Raw genomic sequence first — 18,955 nt, 5'->3', positions numbered from 1 at the left:
ATTCAGGATCTGGTGCGCGAACCAAGAATGAGGTCCGCCCACCTGTTTTCTGACAGATTGAACCATGCACTCACCAAAGCGTCGGATTGTTCAATGCAGACACGCAGTGCGAAGGGCCGCTAAGTGGCGCAAGCGCCTGACCATCCAGCGACTGCCCCAGCCAGCCATGCGGATGGCTCAGCTTTAGCGGCGGTTGTGCAGTGGCCTCAGAAATCTGCTCAAAACCTGTTTTTCGATAGTAAGCGGGATCACCATAGGTGAGTGCCACGTTCACGCCTGATGCCCGCAGGCAATCCAGACCATAGGCAATCAAAGCCTGTCCAACCCCGGCTTTTTGCCTGTCTGTTCGGACAGCCATAGGCGACAGGATAAATACCCGGCGCGCATCCTGTGGAAACAGCATTCGGGAAAAGATGGCACAGCCAAGCAGCACCTGATCGCGTCGCGCGGTGCACACCATCAGGTCCTGTGGTGGGGTGGTATCGATCATCTCTTGCACGAAAGCTTCGATAATCGCCCCCTCGTCCGGGCCTTCCGACGCCGAAAATACTTCTGCGAAAAACCGGGCTGTTTCGGACGGATCTGGCGTTTGTTCGGAATAAAAATCCATGATTTCCTCGGGATATGCCGCCGCACCGATTTTTGCCGCGATGGGACGATCTTGTTCACAAGATCACTTTAACACCTATGTGAAGACAATCCCGAAAACGGCTTAACACAGCAGTAAGTCGCCAAAATGTCTGCTTTTTTGGGTGTTTTCCGCCGTACCTTTCGTTTGATGGGCGCAATCTGTCGCGGAAAAAGCCCTTTCCCTCTTGACCTTGGACGGCGCAATGTCATGAACAGTCCCATGAGTACTGCACGTTTGACGATCAATCTTCAGGCCCTCGCCAGAAACTGGCGGACACTCGACGCGAAGACCGGGGTCGAAACCGGTGCCGTTGTCAAGGCAGATGCCTATGGGCTGGGCGCAGGACCTGTCAGCGACACGTTGGCAGAAGAAGGTGTTCGCAAGTTTTTCGTGGCTGCTGCAGAAGAAGGCACAACCGTTCGCGAGGCCGTTGGCCCCGGCCCGATGATTTTCGTTTTTTCGGGACATATGGAAGGCGATGCCGATCTGCTGCGCGGCAACAACCTGATACCGCTGATCAACTCGCCAGAACAGTTTCTACGCCATACAGAGACCCTGCCCGACCACCCGTTTGGTATCCAACTGGACAGTGGTATGAACCGGCTTGGTCTTGAACCTGCTGACTGGGCTGAGTTGCGTTCCAAGGCCGAAGCCTTGAACCCGGCACTCATCATGTCTCATCTGGCCTGCTCGGACGAGCCGGAACACCCGATGAACCAGCAACAACTGAAAACCTTCCGCGACATGACTGATGGGGTCGCTGCGCCGCGCTCCCTGGCAGCGACGGGCGGGATGCTTTTGGGGCCTGAGTTTCATTTTGACTTCTGTCGCCCGGGTATTGGTCTTTATGGCGGAATGCCCTTTGTCGGTGCAAAGCCTGTCGTAACCGTAGACCTTCCTGTCATCCAGGTGCGCAAGTTGGCCGTGGGCGAGACCGTGGGTTATGGAAACACTTGGGTGGCGCGACGGCCGTCCCGGATCGCCACCGTTGCTGCCGGCTATGCAGACGGCCTGCATCGCGCTATTGGCGGCGGCATCGACACATTTGCGGGCGACCAACCCTGCCCAGTTGTTGGACGTATCTCAATGGACCTGATAACCGTGGACGTCACGGACCTGCCGAAAGACCCGGAGCGCCTGCGCATTCTCAACGGTCATCAAACCGTTGATGATCTGGCCGAGGCTGCTGGTACAATTGGCTATGAAATCCTGACATCAATGGGCAGTCGCTATTCGCGGGGCTACGTGGAATGAACCCAATCAGCGCGCTGGGGGGGCTGGGCCGCACCGTGCTGGGCCTGCTTGCGGCCTTTGGCCGGGTGGCCCTGTTCGCGCTTGATGCAGTGTCGCACATCCTGCGCCCACCCTTCTATCCGCGTGAATTCGGGATGGCCCTGCTGAATATCGGCTGGCTGTCCCTGCCCGTCGTCGGCCTGACCGCCATTTTCACCGGCGGCGCGCTGGCTTTGCAAATCTATGCGGGCGGTGCACGGTTTAACGCCGAGGCCGTCGTGCCCCAGATCGTCGCTATCGGCATGGTGCGCGAACTTGGCCCGGTTCTGGTCGGCCTGATGATCGCCGCGCGCGTGACCTCGTCCATCGCGGCCGAGATCGCCACGATGAAAGTGACCGAACAAATCGACGCTCTGGTCACGCTGTCGACCCATCCGATGAAATACCTTACTGCTCCACGTGTGCTGGCCGCGCTGATCACCGTGCCTGCACTGGTCGCCGTAGGTGACGTTATCGGGATTGCGGGCGGGTACACTGTCGCTACGCAGAATCTGGGCTTCAACCCGGCGGCGTATCTGAAAAACACGGTCGATTTCCTTGAGATGCGCGACATAGTATCGTCTCTGGTCAAAGGCGCGGCCTTTGGCGTGATCGCGGCTATCATGGGTTGCTATTACGGCATGAACTCGGGCCGTGGCGCACAGGGTGTCGGTCGCGCTACCAAAGGGTCGGTCGAGGCCGCAGCCGTGTTGATCCTCGCCGCAAACTTTGTTCTCACGGGGGTGTTCTTCTCGCTATGATCCGGATGGAGAACGTACATAAAGCCTTTGGCGACAACCGTGTGTTGCAAGGCATGAACCTTGAGATTCCCAAAGGCACCTCAATGGTGATCATTGGCGGCTCGGGCACCGGCAAGTCGGTGGCATTGAAGTGCATTCTGGGTTTGATCCACCCTGACAGTGGCGTGATCTACGTGGACGGCAAAGATGCACAATCCGGTGACAGGGATGCGTTTCTGGCCAGGTTTGGAATGTTGTTTCAGGGCGGTGCGCTGTTCGACTCGCTGACCGTCTGGCAGAACGTCGCCTTCCGCCTGCTGCGCGGCTCGCTGAAACGTCCAACCGAGGAAGCGCGCGAGATCGCCATCGAAAAACTGCGCCGCGTGGGCCTGAAATCCGACGTGGCCGACCGTTTTCCGGCAGAACTGTCAGGCGGGATGCAAAAACGCGTGGGCCTTGCCCGCGCCATCGCCGCCGAGCCTGAGATTATCTTTTTTGACGAACCCACCACCGGCCTCGACCCGATCATGTCCGGCGTCATCAACGACCTGATCCGCGAGATCGTAACTGAGATGGGCGCCACCGCGATGACCATCACCCACGACATGAGCTCCGTCCGCGCGATTGCTGACAACGTGGCCATGCTGCACGGAGGGGTGATCCAGTGGACCGGCCCGGTCAGCCAGATGGATGCCTCAGGTGATCCCTATGTGGAGCAGTTCATCAGCGGGAGCGCTGAGGGGCCGATTGAGGCGGTGCGTTGATAGCAGTGATGCTGGACAAATAAATCAAAAATCATCGACGGAAATCTGACAGTTTTGCGTTAAACCAGCGCAACGTTAAAGTTTGTCGGAGCTTCCCCATGCCTACTTCGTATTCTCGCGCGCAAATCGCCCTTCACTGGGTCATTTTCGTTCTGATCGCAATTCAATTTCTCTTTCACGAGCCGATGTCTGAAGCCTGGGATCAATTCGAACGCGGATTGCCTGTCTCTTTTCAAGCACCAGTTGCTCTTCATGTATTCGGAGGATTGCTTGTCCTTGCGCTCGCGATTTGGCGGATTGCACTACGTCTGACCCGCGGCGCGCCGCCGCTACCGGAAAAAGAAACAGCCGCGATGAAGCTCGCCGCACATATCACGCACTTCTCACTCTATGCGTTGATGGTGCTGGTGCCCGCCTCAGGTGCCTTGGCCTGGTTTGGTGGGATAGCAGCGTCCGCCGAAGTGCATGAGATCCTGAAAACGCTAATGCTTGTTCTGATTGTCTTGCATTTTCTGGCTGCCTTGTTCCATCAGTTCATTCTCAAAACCAACCTGATGGCTCGTATGAAGCGCGCAGGATAAGCTTTTGAACAAGCATCCTTGAACCCACGATCCAACACCGTAATGTCAGGCGGTCACACTTAATAGCGTTGGCCGCCATGATATTGCGTTTCGCAACACTGTCACTTTTGGTTTTCTACCCCGTCGCGTGGTTCGCCCCGCTGATGCGCGCGGGGTTCCTGCCGATCTTTGGCCTTAGCGAAATCAGCGTCATCACCGGCCTCCAGTCGCTTTGGAAATCCGACATCTTCCTTGCGCTGGTCGTCACCATCTTTGCCCTCTTCGCGCCCTACATCAAAACCATTGGCACCGCGCTGATACAGTGGAACCTGCTAGATGCCCGTGTGCAGCCTGCGCTGAGTATCCTAGGCAAGCTGGCGATGGCGGATATCTTCCTGATCGCGCTTTACATCACATTGGCCAAGGGCATCTCTTACGCCACTGTTGAGACCGCATGGGGTCTCTACCTGTTCACGGCCTGCATCCTTGCCTCCATCGCTTTGGGCATTCTCACCGAACGCCACTGCAAAACCAACGCCCGGACATAGGGCGCTGACGAAGAGGAAAGCCCTGCAAGGGCTTGAAGAACCGCCCGTCCTCGGGCACCAAGACGTCATGGCAAAACCAACCTTCTCCTGCTCCGCCTGCGGCGCATCCCATTCCCGCTGGTCGGGCCGCTGCGACGGATGCGGCGAGTGGAACTCGATCATCCAGGACGTACCTCTGTCGGCAGGCCCAGCCAAGAAATCGCTGGGTTCGAAACGCGGGCGGTCGATGACGCTCACCGACCTGTCGACCGAGGAAACGCCACCACCCCGCACGCTCTGCGGCGTGGAAGAGCTGGACCGGGTGCTTGGCGGCGGGCTTGTTCCCGCATCTGCCCTGTTGGTGGGCGGCGACCCCGGTATCGGTAAATCCACCCTGCTGCTGCAAGCGGCCGCCCGCTTTGCCCGTGCTGGCGTCAAGACAATCTATGTCTCGGGTGAAGAAGCCAGTGCGCAGGTTCGCATGCGGGCGCGCCGCCTTGGGCTGGAAAATGCGCCGGTGCAACTTGCTGCCGAAACCAACCTGCGCGACATTCTTACCACGCTTGAAGCCGAGAAACCCGGTCTGGCGATCATCGACTCGATCCAGACCATGTGGGCCGACAATGTCGACAGCGCGCCGGGGTCCGTGTCGCAAGTCCGGGCGGCTGCTCATGAACTGACCGCCTTTGCGAAACGGCACGGCGTGTCGATCATCATGGTCGGACACGTCACCAAGGAAGGCCAGATCGCAGGCCCCCGTGTTGTCGAACACATGGTCGATACGGTGCTGTATTTCGAGGGCGAGCGCGGCCACCAGTTTCGTATCCTGCGGGCGGTCAAGAACCGCTTTGGTCCCGCCGACGAAATTGGCGTGTTCGAGATGACAGGCAAAGGGCTGTCGCAGGTCACCAACCCCTCGGCCTTGTTCCTGTCCGAACGCGGTACGCCCAGCCCTGGCTCTGCGGTCTTTGCCGGGATTGAGGGCACACGGCCCGTTTTGGTCGAATTGCAGGCCCTTGTCGCCCCGTCCCCCCATTCGCAACCACGCCGGACAGTGGTGGGCTGGGACAGCGGGCGGCTGGCGATGATCCTTGCCGTGCTCGAAGCGCGTTGCGGCATTCCCTTTGCCGGTCTCGACGTCTATCTGAACGTGGCCGGCGGGTTGAAAGTCAGTGAACCCGCCGCCGATCTGGCCGTGGCTGCTGCACTGCTCAGCGCGCGCGAGGACACAGCCCTGCCCTCAGACACCGTCGTTTTCGGGGAAATCTCGCTATCCGGGGCACTTAGACCGGCTCCGCAGACAGAAAACAGGTTGAAAGAAGCACAAAAACTTGGTTTCACAGCGGCAATAGCTCCGGCAGGTGGCAAAACCGGTACTGTGGCAGGTCTGACACTCACCCGACCCTCAGATTTGGTGGGGTTTGTTGGCGAAACCTTCGGAGCAGGTTAAAGTCGCGCCTTGAGGGGCAGAAAAGAACAGGCGAGGGCCATGGAAGGTTTTACAATAATCGACGGGGTGGTTGCCCTGATCATCGTGCTGTCAGGCTTGCTGGCCTACTCGCGTGGGTTCATGCGCGAAGTTCTGGCCATCGCGGGTTGGGTTGCGGCGGCCGTTCTGGCGTTCATCTTCGCCCCGCAGGCTGTACCTCTGGTCAAGGAAATCCCGGTCGTCGGAGATTTCCTGCGTGACAGTTGCGAACTGTCCGTGATCACCGGGTTTGCAGCGGTCTTTGCGGTGGCGCTGATCGTGGTCAGTATCTTCACACCGCTGTTTTCATCACTGGTCCAGCGCTCGGCCCTTGGCGGTCTGGATCAGGCTCTGGGGCTGTTCTTCGGCATCGCTCGTGGCATTCTTCTGGTTGCGATCGCATTCTTCGTTTACGACACCGTCATGACCGGCCAGTCTTACACAATTGTTGATGAAAGCCGGTCGGCCAAGGTGTTTGAACAGTTCAGCGGCCAGATTGAGGAACAAAACCCCGAGGCGGCTTTGGGCTGGGTTACGACGCAGTATGAACAGCTGGTCGCCAGTTGCACGGCAGGAAACGCTGAACCGGCAACAACTGCGCCTTCCAACGGCTGATAGGCAGTTCACCAATTCATGAAAGCCCGGCGCTGCCGGGCTTTTTTGTTGCAGATCAGACAAACCCCTCTCCACCGCACACGGTGCAGCGGATTGTTTTCAAGCCAAAGCATCCGTCACATCGACTGAAAACCGGTTTTCCAAAGATATCTCTGCTTTTGGCGACCTCGCCTGCTCCGTTACAGATCTGGCACGACGCGCGCCCCAATCCCCTGCACCGATGGCACCGCTGCCTGATCCGTTCCTGGTTCTTGTGAGGAGGTTTATGTTGCCACATTCAGGTCCCCCCGAGGTGCTGAGTTTTAGCAGTTCATGTATGCAATCAAATGCATGACAGCACATATGTTTGCGCATGTCACCATCTTCGTTTTTCTACGTCGACATGCGTAAACTTGGCCTGCGGCATTTGGCTATTGTGATCCTTTGATGACAGCCACGCCAATAGGCATTATGTGGGGGCCAACCCGCCACGGAATCGGAGCCACCGATCTTGTCCTTTCTGTATGAATGCGCGCTGATCGCAGTGATGGTCGCCCTAACGGCGTCTTGTTCCTGTGTTGCGAACAGTTCCGCTTTGAAGATGCAGAAAGTCCGGTGCCGAACTGCGGCCAATCCTCGAATGAAATCGTCATAGAAGTTGGAGCCCCTTGAATGTGTGGGATTTTAGGAATCGCAAGCCGGACACATGATGTCTTTGCTGAGATCTATGACGGGCTGCTGATGTTGCAGCACCGGGGTCAGGATGCCTCGGGGATCGTGACCTACAACGGCGAATTCTTCCGGGAAAAGAAAGCCAATGGTCTGGTCAAGGACGTGTTCAACGCCCAGGATGCTGAAACCCTTTTGGGTCATATCGGCATGGGGCATGTTCGCTATCCAACGGCCGGATCACTCAGCGCGGCCGAAGCGCAACCTTTCTTCGTGAACGCACCCTACGGTATCTATCTTGTTCACAACGGCAATATCACCAACACAGCGGAACAGCGCGAGAAAGTGACCGGGAAATACAGCCGCCACCTGCGCACCACATCGGATTCGGAAATCCTGCTGAACGTGCTGGCCGACAAAGTGGCTGACGCTATCAAGGTGAACGGCAATTCGGACCCGATCCGAAACATCTTTGCCGGTGTGAAGATGACGATGGAGCGGGTTCAGGGCGCCTATTCAGTCATTTGTCTGGTGGCAGGTGTTGGCATGTTGGCGTTCCGCGACCCATTTGGCATTCGGCCCCTTTCGGTCGCAAAACGCAATGTCGACGGTCAGGGGGACGATTATGCCTTTGCTTCGGAAGACGTAGCCTTTGGCATCAACAGTTTTGAAAAGCTGCGCGATCTGCGCCCGGGCGAGGCCATCCTGATCGACCTGAAAGGCAACATGCACGAGTTTCAGGCGGTCGAAGGCAAGCTGACGCCCTGTATCTTCGAGTATGTGTATCTGGCACGTCCGGATTCACTGCTGGACGGTGTCTCGGTTTATAAAACCCAGATGCGCATGGGACAGACGCTGGCGAAACAAATTCAGGACTCGGGCCTGGAAATCGACCGGATCATTCCCGTACCCGACAGCGCCCGCCCCGTGGCACTGGAAGCGGCGAAAATCACCGGCATCCCCTATCGCGAGGGGTTGGTGAAGAACCGCTATGTCGGGCGTACCTTCATCATGCCGGGTCAGGCCGAGCGACAGAAATCCGTCCGCCGCAAGCTGAACGCCGTTCCGCTGGAATTCGAAGGCCACAGCGTTCTGTTGATCGACGATTCCATCGTGCGCGGCAACACCATCAAAAAGATCGTTCAGATGTGCCGCGACGCCGGGGCCAAGAAGGTTTATGTGGCCAGCGCCTCGCCGCCGGTCAAATACCCCAATGTCTATGGCATCGACATGCCGACCAAGGCCGAGCTGATCGCAAATGGCAAAGAGATCGAAGAGATCCGTGAAGAGCTGGGCGCTGATGCACTGTTCTATCAGCATCTGGAGGACCTGATCTGGGCGGCCCAGGAAGGCAACCCGGACATCCAGGGATTTGATTGTTCCTGCTTTGATGGCAATTACATTACAGGCAGCGTTAGCGCGGATTACCTGGACAGTCTGGAAAACAGCAGCCGTGTCAGCCAGAAACGCGCGGATATGCAGGTTCCGGGCGGGTCGTGGAATGCGGCTAAACTCGCCTCAGGCTGAATGACTCCGCCCACCGAGTGCACGTCCAGCTTCTGTTCAGACCGCGAATCAAACCGTTCGGCATGCAGATAGGACAACCCTGTTCAGGGTGGCTCGCATCTATACTGTTCCACCGATGAGTGGAAATCTGCCACAACCCGGCGGCGATTCTTGCACGATCACAGGGACTAACAAAAAGGTCGCTACGTCGTGAATCGTGGAGTATGTGAAGGTCTTTTGCTTACCTGATCGTTTTGGTATCGGGCGGCAACCACTCACTCGAAATAAGGGGTTCGGAACTCATGCCGGGCCACGGACCATGTCAAACACCAATGTCAAAAGCGCGGCCACACAGCAGGGCGCGTTAAACAAGAACTCTGTTTCTGTTCTGGGGGTGTTCGGGCCCAAAACCGAACTGCACGCCTTGGTACGCCTGTCATCGGGCCGCGTGAAAGAGGTTGAACCCGGAAGCCGCGTCGCCTCGGGTACGGTGATAGCAATCGACGAACAGGGCATCATGCTGCGACAAAGCGGCCAGACCAAGCGGATCGCCATTCCCGGAAGCTAATCGCGACTTGACGCCCCTCGCGCAGGGGTTCAAACCGCAGCCATGACCGATCAGACAAAAATCGCCCTTATCACCGGGGCCTCTCGCGGGTTGGGCGCTGCGCTGGCCGAAGCGCTGGCACCTGAATACCATATCGTCGCCGTTGCCCGGACCACCGGCGGGCTGGAAGAGCTGGACGATCGTATCAAGGCGAAGGGCGGGTCAGCCACTCTGGCTCCCATGGACATCACCGATCCAAACGCCATGGCGACCCTGTGTCGTGGCATCCATGACCGTTGGGGCAAGGTTGACCTGTGGATGCACACAGCCATCCACACATCACCACTGACGCCAGTGCATTTTGTTGACCCCAAGGAATGGGCCAAGGCGATCAACACAAATGCAAACGCGACCTCGGTTCTGATCCCCTATGTCTCACCCCTTCTGGGCGAGAGTGGCCATGCGGTGTTTTTTGACGATCCCAAGGCTGGCGAGAAGTTTTATGGCATCTACGGTGCCACCAAGGCCGCGCAGATGGCTCTGGCCCGCAGCTGGGCCGTCGAAACCGAACGCACCGGTCCGCGGGTTTCGGTGGTCGAACCCGCGCCGATGCCCACGGCTGTCCGCGCGCGGTTTCATCCCGGGGAAGACCGGAGCGTGTTGAACAGCACCAAGGATGAAGCTGCGCGGATTCTGGCACTGCTTTAGGAAATGGCCCTGACGGGCCATGCCTCTGGCGGGGATATTTGCAGCCAGGTGAAGCCGGGATCAGGCGATATGCACGCCGTTGCGCCCGGCCAGATCGACGAAGAATTGCCAGGCGACCCGGCCAGAGCGAGACCCGCGCGTGGCTTGCCACTCAATTGCCTCGGCGCGCAAGATCTCTGCATCAACAGAAACGCCATAGGCGGCGCAATAGCGGTCGATCATCGCAAGATACTCGTCCTGATCACAGGGATGGAACCCAAGCCACAGGCCGAAGCGATCCGACAGCGAGACTTTTTCTTCGACCGCCTCGGAAGGATTGATGGCGCTGGAGCGTTCGTTTTCGATCATATCCCGCGGCATCAGGTGGCGACGGTTTGAAGTGGCATAGAAGACCACATTCTCTGGCCTGCCTTCAATACCACCATCCAGAACAGCCTTGAGAGATTTGTAGTGCTGATCATCGTGGCTGAACGACAGGTCATCGCAAAACAGTATGAACCTGTAGGGCGCTGCGCGCAGATGGTTCAGCAACCGCGCCACCGTTCCCATATCCTCGCGCTGCAATTCGACCAGTTTAAGGTCGGCATAATCAGCGCTCAGAGAGCCGTGCACGGCCTTTACAAGGCTCGACTTGCCCATCCCCCGCGCACCCCAGAGCAGCGCGTTATTTGCCTTATACCCTGCTGCAAACCGGCGCGTATTGTCCATCAACGTGTCGCGAGAGCGATTGATGCCGACCAGGAGATCCAGATCGACCCGGTTGACATGTGTAACAGGTTCCAGTCGATCCGGTTCGACATGCCACACAAATGCCGGAGCAACGGCAAAATCAGGCGCCGCCAAAGGAGCCGGTGCCATGCGTTCCAACGCCTCGGCGATACGGTTCAGGGCTTGGTCGTCCATATGGGCCTCCGGTTTTGTCTTGAGGGGTTCAAAGCACGTTCCAATTGGCACAACAAGAGTTTCAAAAGAAAAAGGCGCGCCCATGGATGGCGCGCCCTTTTGTTTTCGTCGGCAGATTTACTTGTCGTCTTCGAATTCCTGCATCATGTCATCATCCGCTTCCGCTTCATCATCGTAATAACCGTCAGCGCGCAACCGGTCCTCGCGTTTCTTTTCTACTCGCGCGACCAGGAAGATCGAAATCTCGTACAGGCCGTAGACCACCACAAACAGAATGATTTGTGTGATGACATCCGGTGGTGTGACGACTGCGGCCAGAACCAGAATGCCGACCACCGCATATTTCCGAACAGCGCCCAGCCCCTCGGCACTGACCAGTCCTGCCTTCCCCATGAGAGTCAGGAGAACCGGCAGTTGGAAACATAACCCAAAGGCCACGATGAACTTGATCGTCAGGTTCAGATATTCCTGGGCTGAGCCCTGGAACACCACACTCAGCGGTGCCGCGTTGACCCCGTCGGCCACGGCTTCACCCTCAGCCCCGAATTGCTGGAACCCGAGAAAAAAGTCATAGGCCAGAGGCGTGACGACATAGAAGGCAAAGCTTGCGCCCAGGAGAAACATAAAGGGCGAAGCCAGCATGAAAGGCAGGAACGCGTTTTTCTCGGACTTGTAGAGGCCCGGTGCTACAAAGCGCCACATCTGCATCCCGATATAGGGAAATGCCAGAATGAACCCACCCAATAGGGAAACCTTGATCGCAACAAAGAACCCTTCCTGTGGCGAGATGAAGATCAGGCCACAATCCTGCCCGCGCTCAGCCAGAACGTCACACAGGGGATTGGTCAGGAAATTAAAGGTCGGCGTCGCCACTGAAAAACAGATGATCATACCGACCAGAAACGCCACAACGCTATGGATTAGCCGTGTGCGCAGTTCGGCCAGATGTTCGATCAACGGGGCCGAAGAATCGTCAATCTCGTCGGTTTTGCTCATGTCTTGCTTTCAGTGTTCAGCGCGGCTTCGGCCTCTTCTGCCTTGGCCAGTGCATCGGCTGCTTCTTTGGCCTTGCGCTCGGCGGTGGCACGGGCGGCTGACGCCTGAACCTTTTTGGCCTGCTCGGCCCGCTCGGCCGCCAGTTTACCCGTTTCGCTGTCAGGGTCGAACTTTGTCGGATCGATGCTTTTCGCCATCTCCTGCGCGGCTTGCTTGACACCGTCCATGGCCGATCCCACAGGGTTCACGGCAGCGTTGAGACCTTTCTTGATCTCATTCACTCCGGCCTGATCGGCAGCCTCGTTCATGGCGCTGCTGAACTCGCGCGCCATTCCGCGTGCCTTGCCGACAAAACGTCCGACATTGCGGAACAGCACCGGCAGGTCCTTTGGCCCCACAACGATCAGGGCAACGATGCCGATGACCAGAAGCTCGGTCCAGCCCAGATCAAACATCCGCGCTTACGCCTTGTCTTTCTCGGTTTCAGGCGTGACGTCCTTGGCCAGCTCAGAAGCGTCCTTTTCCAGCTCTTCCGAACCGTCTTTGACGCCCTTCTTGAACGCGGTGATGCCTTTGCCGACTTCGCCCATGAGCGAACTGATCTTGCCGCGCCCGAACAGAACCAGAACCACAACGGCGATCAGCAGCAGGCCAGGAAGGCCAATATTGTTGAGCATGTCTTCTCTCCTTTTTCGTCGGCACGTTTGCGCGCCGGGAACATCAACTGACTCAGTCTTTACGCCTCGATCACTGGTCTCAAAAGGCATCTGCAACGGGTTGCGGGCAAAAATTTTGGAAAACGCGAGGAATCTAAGGGGTCGCAATTATCAACTGACAGGTTTATGTCAGTTGCTATCCGTTAGGGATTTGGCGTCGAAACAAGGTCAATGGAGATTTAAATGACCCACGTTGCTGAAATCGTCACCTTCACCCTGGCCAATGGCACCACACCGGAAGATTTCGTGAAACTCAGTCAGGCGTCTGAGGCCTTTGTGCGCAGCGCGCCGGGCTTCGCCCATCGGCAGCTTAGCCAGGGCGAAGATGGTCGCTGGACCGATTATGTTGTCTGGACCGATTTGAAAGCGGCAGAGGACGCCGCTGCGCAGTTTCCGCAACAGGAATGTGCGGCAGGCATGATGGCGGTCATCAATCCCGATAGTATCCAGATGCGTCACGAGAAAGTCCTATGGAACATGACTGCCTAAACGCAGTCAGAACGGCGTGTCATGCGCCGCACTGACCGCCTGTTCGATATCATCCAGATCCTGCGCGATGGCAAACTGCACCGCGCGCAGGACATTGCAGACCGGCTTGAAGTGTCGGTCCGCACCATCTATCGCGACATGGATACGCTTGTTGCCTCGGGCGTTCCGGTCGAGGGAGAGCGCGGTGTCGGCTACATGGTGCGCGAGCAGATCACCCTGCCCCCGTTGAACCTGACCACAGCCGAGCTTGAGGCGCTGAATCTTGGCATGGCCATCGTGGCCGAGGCCGCGGATACTGACCTGAAGGCTGCCGCACAATCGCTTGCCGACAAGATCGACGCTGTTTTGCCAACGCAGGTCGTGGCCGAGGCGGACAGCTGGAAATTCGCGGTCTACCCGTTTGCCGATGCCGCAAGGGGCCTTGCCCATATGGCACCGATCCGCGCAGCCATCAAATCACGTCAGAAACTTCACCTGTCTTATCGCCGCATCGACGGCGTTTTGACCGAACGCACCATCCGCCCGCTCCATATGGAATACTGGGGGAGGGTCTGGACCCTTACTGCCTGGTGCGAGCTGCGCAACGGATTTCGTGTTTTTCGAATCGACCTGATCGAAGCTGTTTCACCCCTTCCGGAGATCTTCGCCGACGAACCTGGAAAGCGCCTGAGCGACTACGACCCGTACGTCTGACAGGCTTCATCTTTTCAGAAATACTCTCGCCGAAGGCATGGCCCGGTACGGGCCATCTAGTCTCACTTCAGATAAGGTTCCGGGTCTACGGACTCGAACCCTTTGCGGACTTCGAAATGCACATAGGCATTGTCGCCGCCCCGCAGTTGAGCCAGCTTCTGACCACGGCGTACCTTATCGCCTTTCTTGACGGTGATCTTGTCGACATTTGCATAGACAGTCAGAAGATCGTTGTTGTGCTTGACCACAATGATCGGCACCTGATCCGCGTCCGCTGTGATCGCCGCAACCGTACCGGCTTCGGCAGCTGTGACCGACGTACCCGGAGCGGCAGCGATGTCGATGCCCTCATTCTTGCCTTTGTCATAGCCGCGAATGATAGTGCCGCCAACCGGCAGGGACAGCGCGGAAGTGCGCGTATTAGTTGGCGCTTCGGCGGTCACGTCGGGGGCCTCGGCCAATGGCGCAACTTTTTCGTCCGGCAAGGGCTGCGTAGCGCTGGGTGGCGTCGGCGTCGGTGATCCCTGTCCCGGTTCCGTCACCTCCGTGGCGGGAACGGGCGCGGCACTAGCCGCATTTTGCCGGGGCGCTGGCTGGTTCTTGACCGGAATCAACAAGTACTGACCTTCACGCACGGTAAAATCAGATCCCAGCCCGTTCCATTCCGCCAGAGATTCAACCGGCACCTGGTAGAGGCGCGAGATTGTATAGGCCGTCTCACCCCGCTTGACCTTGTGCCTGACCGGCTCCGGCCCAGCTGACACCGGCGCGGGTGTTGGTGCCGGTTTCGCAGGTTCCAGTGTTGTGGTCTGAACCGAACCCGACGACGGCACCTGATCAATTGCAGACCCGGCAACCGACGCGATGTCCACACCGCTGCCAGCACCAACAGTGCGTGGCAGTGCAAGAACCTCACCCTCTCTTAGCGTGTCCGTTGACTGAAGGCCGTTGAAACGCGAAAGCTCGCCCTCGGGCAGGCCAACCCGCGCGGCCACGTCCCGCACCGTATCGCCGCGGCGCGCCACGACCACCTGGTAGTTCGGATATGTAATGACACCCCTGCTGTCTGGTGCCGGGCGGGATGCCGTCGCGGATTGCGCTGCATTGGTGGTCGAAAATCCACCGATCTGCCCGCGAAGGTCATAATCCAGAGGCCCCTCGCACCCGGCCAGAATGGCCAGAGCGGCCACCCCGGTCGCACAGCGGCGCATTGCTGATTTGGATACTGCTCTCATAATTCTGTCCTCAACGCCTGCCCCTGTTACCCGGAGTTCCGGCGACCAATTCTTTAAGCCTATTACGCCTCGTCCTTTCCAAGCCCCTCCAGAAGGGGCACGAAACGGACAGACGTTAATTCGTCATAGTCCAGACCATCTTCGGTGCGCGTCACTTTGATCAACTGCTGCACCGCGTCCGACTGGCCCACGGGTAAAACCATAATACCCCCGATTTTCAGCTGCGCCAAGAGCGGGCCCGGAGGATCCTCGGCCGCGGCTGTGACAATGATCCGGTCAAAAGGGGCTTGTTCCGGCAGGCCAAATGACCCATCCGACAACATCGAAGTGATATTCGTCAGGCCCAGGTCGGCAAACAGCTTGCTTGTTTCGCTCACCAACCGCCTGTGGCGTTCCACTGTGTAGACCCGGCGGGCCAGTTTGGACAGGATAGCTGCCTGATAACCCGAACCTGTCCCAATCTCGAGCACCGTGTCCCGGGGCCTCACGTTCAGGGCCTGCGTCATCAGACCAACGACCGAGGGTTGACTGATCGTCTGGCCGCAGGAAATCGGCAGCGGCATGTCCTCGTAAGCGCGCCCTGCAAACAGGCCGGTGACAAAGCGACCGCGGTCCACCTGCTCCATCGCAGCCAACACGCGCGCATCCGTGACCCCCCGTTTGCGCAGGGCAAACAGGAATTGCATTACGGTTTCAGGGTCCAGTCCGCTCATTCGACCGCCTTCAATGCCTCCAGCATGTCATGTGCAGTCAGGTCAGCGCGCATCGGCGTGACCGAGATATAGCCTTCCAGATTAACAGCCGCATCCGTTCCGGGTGCGGTCGGATTGTGCTGATAGCCGCCCTTGATCCACAGGAACCGCCGCCCTGAAGGCGAGCTGTGCGGTTCGACCGAAAAACGCGTATCGCGCCGAAACCCCTGCGCCGCAATCCGCGTGCCCAGAACATCGTCTGCCGGAACCGGTGGGAAATTCACATTGTAGAACAGCCGGTAATCACCCTGTTCTGCCGGAGTTGCGTCCAGAATCCGGCGCACCAGATCTGCACCATACCGGGCGGCTGCCTCAAACGGGTCGTCAAGGCCCAGGTTGCGAGGGCCAAAGTATTGCGACAGGGCAATCGCTGGGACGCCCTGCAATGCCGCTTCCATCGCGCCGCCGATCGTACCGGAATACAACGTGTTTTCGGCCGAGTTATTACCCCTGTTCACGCCGGACAGAACCAGATCGGGAGGGGTATCCAACATGACATCGTGAAGCCCTGCCAATACACAATCGGCAGGCGATCCTTCGGCTGCGAAGCGCCGCTCTCCCAGCTTGGCGACCATCATCGGGTGGGTATAGCTGATGCAATGCCCGACCCCGGACTGTTCAAACGCGGGCGCGACCACCCAGACCTCTCCATCCGGTCCGGCCAGCTCAGCTGCAATCGCCTCAAGCGTGATCAAGCCCGGCGCATTGATCCCGTCGTCATTGGTCAGAAGAATTCGCATGTGCCCGATTTACCCCCGCGTTTGGCTCTTGATAGACCCGGGCCTGCGTTGCGGCAAGCGACGTGGCCCCGCAATCTGAGGATTTCGCGCACCACTTGGGCGGAAAACGAAGGATCAGCGCCTGGTCTCGGGAAAAACGAAACATCTGTCGCGGCGGATGGTCAGCCACATCACCCGGCCCTGGTTGGGGACAAACACGTTTGGAACCGTCGCCCTCAGGATCGAACCATCATAGTCCATGCGGAACTCCACCAGGCTTTCATTGCCCAGAAATCGCGCACGTTCAACGACACCACGGGCTGCCACACCATCTGTTGGTGTCGGCAATGGCCCCTTGCCGTTGCGGTCAAAGTCCAGCTTGATGTGCTGAGGGCGAAAAACGATCTCGACATCCGTACCATTCGGAATGCCCGGCGCCAGGAACTGACCAAAGGGCGTGTCCGCCAATGCGCCATTCACTTGCGCCCGCAAAACGTTGACATCACTGAAAAACGCCACCGCTGCCTTGTCTGCGGGACGCGTATAGACGTTATAGGGAGCGCCCTGTTGCACGATCTTGCCACGCCGCATCAGGGCGATCTCGTCGGCCATGCGCATCGCTTCTTCAGGCTCGTGCGTGACCAGCAGTACGGCGGCATCTTCTTCCTTGAGAATGGCCAGCGTTTCGTCACGGATACCATCACGCAAACGGTTGTCGAGACCCGAAAACGGCTCGTCCATCAGCATGATGCGGGGGCGCGGCGCCAAGGCACGCGCCAACGCCACGCGTTGTTGCTCGCCACCTGATAGTTGATGCGGAAAACCATCGATGAACCGCATCAGGTCGACCTTCTGCAACAACTCCTCGACCCGGGCGCGTTTTTCGTCCTTGTTGCCCTTAAGGCCGAAGGCTACGTTTTTGGCCACGCTCAGATGTGGGAACAGTGCAAAGTCCTGAAACATCAGTCCGATCTCGCGCCGTTCCGGAGGCACCCGGAACACGGTGTCGCAGATCAGCTTGCCATCAACATAAATCTCACCCGAGTCCTGCATCTCGACACCGGCGATCATGCGCAACGTGGTGGATTTCCCGCAGCCCGACGGCCCCAGCAGACAAGTCACCTTGCCTGCCTGAACGGTCAGCGAAACATCATCCACAACAACCCGCCCCTCAAACCGACGGATAATGTTGCGAATTTCCAGACGCGGTGGAATTGCGTTACCTGTCACCGATGGACCCCGTTGCCTTTCCCGATCAAATCCATCGGGCTTGAGCGGGGATAGCAACCCCGCCCCTCAGGTGCAAGGGATCAGCAACACCCGCCAGAAGCGACAGATGCACCCACGGCTTCAAAAGGGCTTTCGCCACCACAGCCTTCGAAAATGCCATAATGGGTCGAAAAATCGCCGACAAAGTCAAAGTGACGGGCAAATCGGGTGTCTTTCAGCATCATCCAGGTGTTGCCGCAGACCGGAAACACCTTGCCGGATTCGATAACGTGATGGTCATCCAGAACAAATTCATGCGGTGCGTTCGGCACGGTTCCCTTATAGATCACGGCTTGCCCATAATCTTCACAAGCCGGTTCCAATGCGGGCAGTTTGAACAGTCGGTATGTCGCGGACAGGAACTTCAACGGCGCAACACGCTCTTCCAATACCGGATTTTCGATCGTCAGCGGACGGTGCGTCACACGGCGCGGGTCGCCGAAACCGGCCGTTCGAGCCATTGACAGGAAATCATTCCAATAAAGCGCGCCGGACAGGCACTCGCCATAAAGTACTTCGTCTTCGGCCATCGCCTGCGGAATACGGCGGTCAGCATAGACATCCGAGAAATACATCTCGCCGCCCTCTTTCAACAACCGATGCGCGCCGCGCAGAACCGCATTCTTATCCGTGGCCAGGTTGATTACGCAGTTCGAGACGATGATATCGAACGATCCGGGTTCCAGATCAAGCTCATCCAGTTTTTCGATATAGCCGTGATGGAACTCCACATTGCTGCGGGCATATCCAAATGCTTCGGCGTGATACTCCTGATGCGCGCGGGCGACGTCCAGTTGTTCGGGCGTCATGTCGACACCCACCACCCGGCCCGTCTCGCCGACCATGGCGGACAAGGCATATACATCCCGCCCGGCCCCACACCCCAGATCAAGGATCGACATGCCTTCCAGATCAAGTGGGGCAATCAGACCGCAACCATAGTAGCGTGTCAGTACGTCGTCATGAATCTTTGAAAGGATCTTTTTGACATGACCGGGCATGTCGTCAGGCGTGCAGCATGCATTGGTCTGCAAGTCAGCACTGCTTTGCAGGACTTCACCATAATAGTTCTGCACCGATTCATGTTTCATCGCGCTTTTCCCTCGCAAATGGTCATGTCCGAGCTAAAGCAGCCGCCGGGTGTTCGCAATCCGGCGAAGGCGCTTTTGACGAAAGCGTGAGTGGTCCTGCGCGGTA

General features: G+C 58.1%; 22 protein-coding genes. 12 read left to right on the top strand and 10 right to left on the bottom strand.

The window, feature by feature from the left end; translation table 11 throughout:
• Positions 1 to 70: 70 nt before the first annotated feature.
• Complete coding sequence (locus ACR0CE_RS02125) at positions 71 to 610, bottom strand: GNAT family N-acetyltransferase (RefSeq protein ID WP_480830713.1); 540 nt, start codon at positions 608 to 610, stop codon at positions 71 to 73.
• A 240-nt stretch (positions 611 to 850) separates the two neighbouring features.
• Here ACR0CE_RS02125 and alr point away from each other — a divergent pair, with 240 nt between their 5' ends.
• From alr to ACR0CE_RS02075, 10 genes are all read left to right on the top strand, one after another.
• Positions 851 to 1,885, top strand: a complete 1,035-nt coding sequence (gene alr / locus ACR0CE_RS02120) for an alanine racemase (protein WP_480830711.1) — start codon at positions 851 to 853, stop codon at positions 1,883 to 1,885.
• Entirely contained in the window at positions 1,882 to 2,664 is a 783-nt protein-coding gene (locus tag ACR0CE_RS02115; protein ID WP_209503739.1) for an MlaE family ABC transporter permease, read from the top strand. The genes alr and ACR0CE_RS02115 overlap by 4 nt, the downstream gene beginning before the upstream one ends.
• Positions 2,661 to 3,407, top strand: a complete 747-nt coding sequence (locus ACR0CE_RS02110; protein WP_480485443.1) for an ABC transporter ATP-binding protein — start codon at positions 2,661 to 2,663, stop codon at positions 3,405 to 3,407. Before ACR0CE_RS02115 ends, ACR0CE_RS02110 begins: the two co-directional genes overlap by 4 nt.
• Positions 3,408 to 3,505: 98 nt before the next feature.
• Positions 3,506 to 3,988, top strand: a complete 483-nt coding sequence (locus ACR0CE_RS02105) for a cytochrome b (RefSeq protein WP_267364177.1) — start codon at positions 3,506 to 3,508, stop codon at positions 3,986 to 3,988.
• Between the two features lie 77 nt (positions 3,989 to 4,065).
• The gene (locus tag ACR0CE_RS02100) at positions 4,066 to 4,515 is read left to right on the top strand and encodes a paraquat-inducible protein A (RefSeq protein ID WP_480772791.1); all 450 of its coding nucleotides are present in this window, start codon (positions 4,066 to 4,068) and stop codon (positions 4,513 to 4,515) included.
• Between the two features lie 67 nt (positions 4,516 to 4,582).
• Positions 4,583 to 5,944, top strand: coding sequence for a DNA repair protein RadA (gene radA / locus ACR0CE_RS02095; protein ID WP_480480631.1), 1,362 nt, complete (start codon positions 4,583 to 4,585; stop codon positions 5,942 to 5,944).
• Between the two features lie 39 nt (positions 5,945 to 5,983).
• Positions 5,984 to 6,577 carry a CvpA family protein gene (locus ACR0CE_RS02090; RefSeq protein WP_267364181.1) on the top strand — a complete coding sequence of 198 codons (594 nt, stop codon included), beginning with the start codon at positions 5,984 to 5,986 and terminating at the stop codon, positions 6,575 to 6,577.
• Positions 6,578 to 7,228: 651 nt separating this feature from the next.
• Entirely contained in the window at positions 7,229 to 8,752 is a 1,524-nt protein-coding gene (gene purF, locus ACR0CE_RS02085; protein WP_267364182.1) for an amidophosphoribosyltransferase, read from the top strand.
• A 298-nt stretch (positions 8,753 to 9,050) separates the two neighbouring features.
• Positions 9,051 to 9,299, top strand: coding sequence for a hypothetical protein (locus tag ACR0CE_RS02080; protein WP_209503732.1), 249 nt, complete (start codon positions 9,051 to 9,053; stop codon positions 9,297 to 9,299).
• 42 nt (positions 9,300 to 9,341) lie between these two features.
• Positions 9,342 to 9,986: an SDR family NAD(P)-dependent oxidoreductase gene (locus tag ACR0CE_RS02075; RefSeq protein WP_480830709.1), complete on the top strand. Its 645-nt coding sequence runs from the start codon at positions 9,342 to 9,344 to the stop codon at positions 9,984 to 9,986.
• Positions 9,987 to 10,046: 60 nt separating this feature from the next.
• Here ACR0CE_RS02075 and ACR0CE_RS02070 read toward each other — a convergent pair whose 3' ends face one another.
• The 4 genes from ACR0CE_RS02070 to ACR0CE_RS02055 all read right to left on the bottom strand — a co-directional run bounded on the left by ACR0CE_RS02070 (position 10,047) and on the right by ACR0CE_RS02055 (position 12,562).
• On the bottom strand, positions 10,047 to 10,889 hold the full coding sequence (locus ACR0CE_RS02070) for an ATP-binding protein (protein ID WP_267364184.1): 843 nt from the start codon (positions 10,887 to 10,889) through the stop codon (positions 10,047 to 10,049).
• A gap of 117 nt (positions 10,890 to 11,006) precedes the next feature.
• Complete coding sequence (gene tatC / locus ACR0CE_RS02065) at positions 11,007 to 11,885, bottom strand: twin-arginine translocase subunit TatC (RefSeq protein ID WP_480830707.1); 879 nt, start codon at positions 11,883 to 11,885, stop codon at positions 11,007 to 11,009.
• Positions 11,882 to 12,340 (bottom strand): Sec-independent protein translocase protein TatB, encoded by a 459-nt coding sequence (gene tatB, locus ACR0CE_RS02060; protein ID WP_267364187.1) that lies wholly within the window; start codon positions 12,338 to 12,340, stop codon positions 11,882 to 11,884. Before tatB ends, tatC begins: the two co-directional genes overlap by 4 nt.
• A gap of 6 nt (positions 12,341 to 12,346) precedes the next feature.
• Positions 12,347 to 12,562 carry a twin-arginine translocase TatA/TatE family subunit gene (locus ACR0CE_RS02055; RefSeq protein WP_209503727.1) on the bottom strand — a complete coding sequence of 72 codons (216 nt, stop codon included), beginning with the start codon at positions 12,560 to 12,562 and terminating at the stop codon, positions 12,347 to 12,349.
• Positions 12,563 to 12,784: 222 nt separating this feature from the next.
• On the opposite strand from ACR0CE_RS02055, the gene ACR0CE_RS02050 reads away from it, so the two are divergent.
• Positions 12,785 to 13,090, top strand: a complete 306-nt coding sequence (locus tag ACR0CE_RS02050; RefSeq protein WP_480830705.1) for a hypothetical protein — start codon at positions 12,785 to 12,787, stop codon at positions 13,088 to 13,090.
• A 21-nt stretch (positions 13,091 to 13,111) separates the two neighbouring features.
• Positions 13,112 to 13,783, top strand: coding sequence for a helix-turn-helix transcriptional regulator (locus ACR0CE_RS02045; RefSeq protein WP_267364189.1), 672 nt, complete (start codon positions 13,112 to 13,114; stop codon positions 13,781 to 13,783).
• A 62-nt stretch (positions 13,784 to 13,845) separates the two neighbouring features.
• Here ACR0CE_RS02045 and ACR0CE_RS02040 read toward each other — a convergent pair whose 3' ends face one another.
• From ACR0CE_RS02040 to ACR0CE_RS02020, 5 genes are all read right to left on the bottom strand, one after another.
• Complete coding sequence (locus ACR0CE_RS02040) at positions 13,846 to 15,018, bottom strand: peptidoglycan DD-metalloendopeptidase family protein (RefSeq protein WP_480830704.1); 1,173 nt, start codon at positions 15,016 to 15,018, stop codon at positions 13,846 to 13,848.
• A gap of 62 nt (positions 15,019 to 15,080) precedes the next feature.
• Complete coding sequence (locus ACR0CE_RS02035; RefSeq protein ID WP_209503723.1) at positions 15,081 to 15,731, bottom strand: protein-L-isoaspartate(D-aspartate) O-methyltransferase; 651 nt, start codon at positions 15,729 to 15,731, stop codon at positions 15,081 to 15,083.
• Positions 15,728 to 16,510: a 5'/3'-nucleotidase SurE gene (gene surE / locus ACR0CE_RS02030; protein WP_267364192.1), complete on the bottom strand. Its 783-nt coding sequence runs from the start codon at positions 16,508 to 16,510 to the stop codon at positions 15,728 to 15,730. Before surE ends, ACR0CE_RS02035 begins: the two co-directional genes overlap by 4 nt.
• A gap of 114 nt (positions 16,511 to 16,624) precedes the next feature.
• Positions 16,625 to 17,692: an ABC transporter ATP-binding protein gene (locus ACR0CE_RS02025; protein WP_480565252.1), complete on the bottom strand. Its 1,068-nt coding sequence runs from the start codon at positions 17,690 to 17,692 to the stop codon at positions 16,625 to 16,627.
• Between the two features lie 107 nt (positions 17,693 to 17,799).
• Complete coding sequence (locus ACR0CE_RS02020) at positions 17,800 to 18,849, bottom strand: methyltransferase domain-containing protein (RefSeq protein ID WP_480485428.1); 1,050 nt, start codon at positions 18,847 to 18,849, stop codon at positions 17,800 to 17,802.
• Positions 18,850 to 18,955: the final 106 nt, after the last annotated feature.

It is taken from the genome of Ruegeria sp. L11, from assembly GCF_056531755.1.
Note: the sequence above shows the minus strand (reverse complement) of the source record. Positions and strands in the feature narration are given on the sequence as shown.

Bases quoted from the DNA above. Each gene is read 5' to 3' on its own strand.
- ACR0CE_RS02125 (WP_480830713.1), bottom strand. From the start codon at position 610: ATGGATTTTTATTCCGAACAAACGCCAGATCCGTCCGAAACAGCCCGG.
- ACR0CE_RS02110 (WP_480485443.1), top strand. From the start codon at position 2,661: ATGATCCGGATGGAGAACGTACATAAAGCCTTTGGCGACAACCGTGTG.
- surE (WP_267364192.1), bottom strand. From the start codon at position 16,510: ATGCGAATTCTTCTGACCAATGACGACGGGATCAATGCGCCGGGCTTG.
- purF (WP_267364182.1), top strand. From the start codon at position 7,229: ATGTGTGGGATTTTAGGAATCGCAAGCCGGACACATGATGTCTTTGCT.
- ACR0CE_RS02115 (WP_209503739.1), top strand. From the start codon at position 1,882: ATGAACCCAATCAGCGCGCTGGGGGGGCTGGGCCGCACCGTGCTGGGC.
- ACR0CE_RS02100 (WP_480772791.1), top strand. From the start codon at position 4,066: ATGATATTGCGTTTCGCAACACTGTCACTTTTGGTTTTCTACCCCGTC.
- ACR0CE_RS02070 (WP_267364184.1), bottom strand. From the start codon at position 10,889: ATGGACGACCAAGCCCTGAACCGTATCGCCGAGGCGTTGGAACGCATG.
- ACR0CE_RS02035 (WP_209503723.1), bottom strand. From the start codon at position 15,731: ATGAGCGGACTGGACCCTGAAACCGTAATGCAATTCCTGTTTGCCCTG.
- ACR0CE_RS02050 (WP_480830705.1), top strand. From the start codon at position 12,785: ATGACCCACGTTGCTGAAATCGTCACCTTCACCCTGGCCAATGGCACC.
- ACR0CE_RS02020 (WP_480485428.1), bottom strand. From the start codon at position 18,849: ATGAAACATGAATCGGTGCAGAACTATTATGGTGAAGTCCTGCAAAGC.
- ACR0CE_RS02080 (WP_209503732.1), top strand. From the start codon at position 9,051: ATGTCAAACACCAATGTCAAAAGCGCGGCCACACAGCAGGGCGCGTTA.
- tatC (WP_480830707.1), bottom strand. From the start codon at position 11,885: ATGAGCAAAACCGACGAGATTGACGATTCTTCGGCCCCGTTGATCGAA.
- ACR0CE_RS02090 (WP_267364181.1), top strand. From the start codon at position 5,984: ATGGAAGGTTTTACAATAATCGACGGGGTGGTTGCCCTGATCATCGTG.
- ACR0CE_RS02040 (WP_480830704.1), bottom strand. From the start codon at position 15,018: ATGAGAGCAGTATCCAAATCAGCAATGCGCCGCTGTGCGACCGGGGTG.
- ACR0CE_RS02075 (WP_480830709.1), top strand. From the start codon at position 9,342: ATGACCGATCAGACAAAAATCGCCCTTATCACCGGGGCCTCTCGCGGG.
- tatB (WP_267364187.1), bottom strand. From the start codon at position 12,340: ATGTTTGATCTGGGCTGGACCGAGCTTCTGGTCATCGGCATCGTTGCC.
- ACR0CE_RS02055 (WP_209503727.1), bottom strand. From the start codon at position 12,562: ATGCTCAACAATATTGGCCTTCCTGGCCTGCTGCTGATCGCCGTTGTG.
- ACR0CE_RS02105 (WP_267364177.1), top strand. From the start codon at position 3,506: ATGCCTACTTCGTATTCTCGCGCGCAAATCGCCCTTCACTGGGTCATT.
- alr (WP_480830711.1), top strand. From the start codon at position 851: ATGAGTACTGCACGTTTGACGATCAATCTTCAGGCCCTCGCCAGAAAC.
- ACR0CE_RS02045 (WP_267364189.1), top strand. From the start codon at position 13,112: ATGCGCCGCACTGACCGCCTGTTCGATATCATCCAGATCCTGCGCGAT.
- radA (WP_480480631.1), top strand. From the start codon at position 4,583: ATGGCAAAACCAACCTTCTCCTGCTCCGCCTGCGGCGCATCCCATTCC.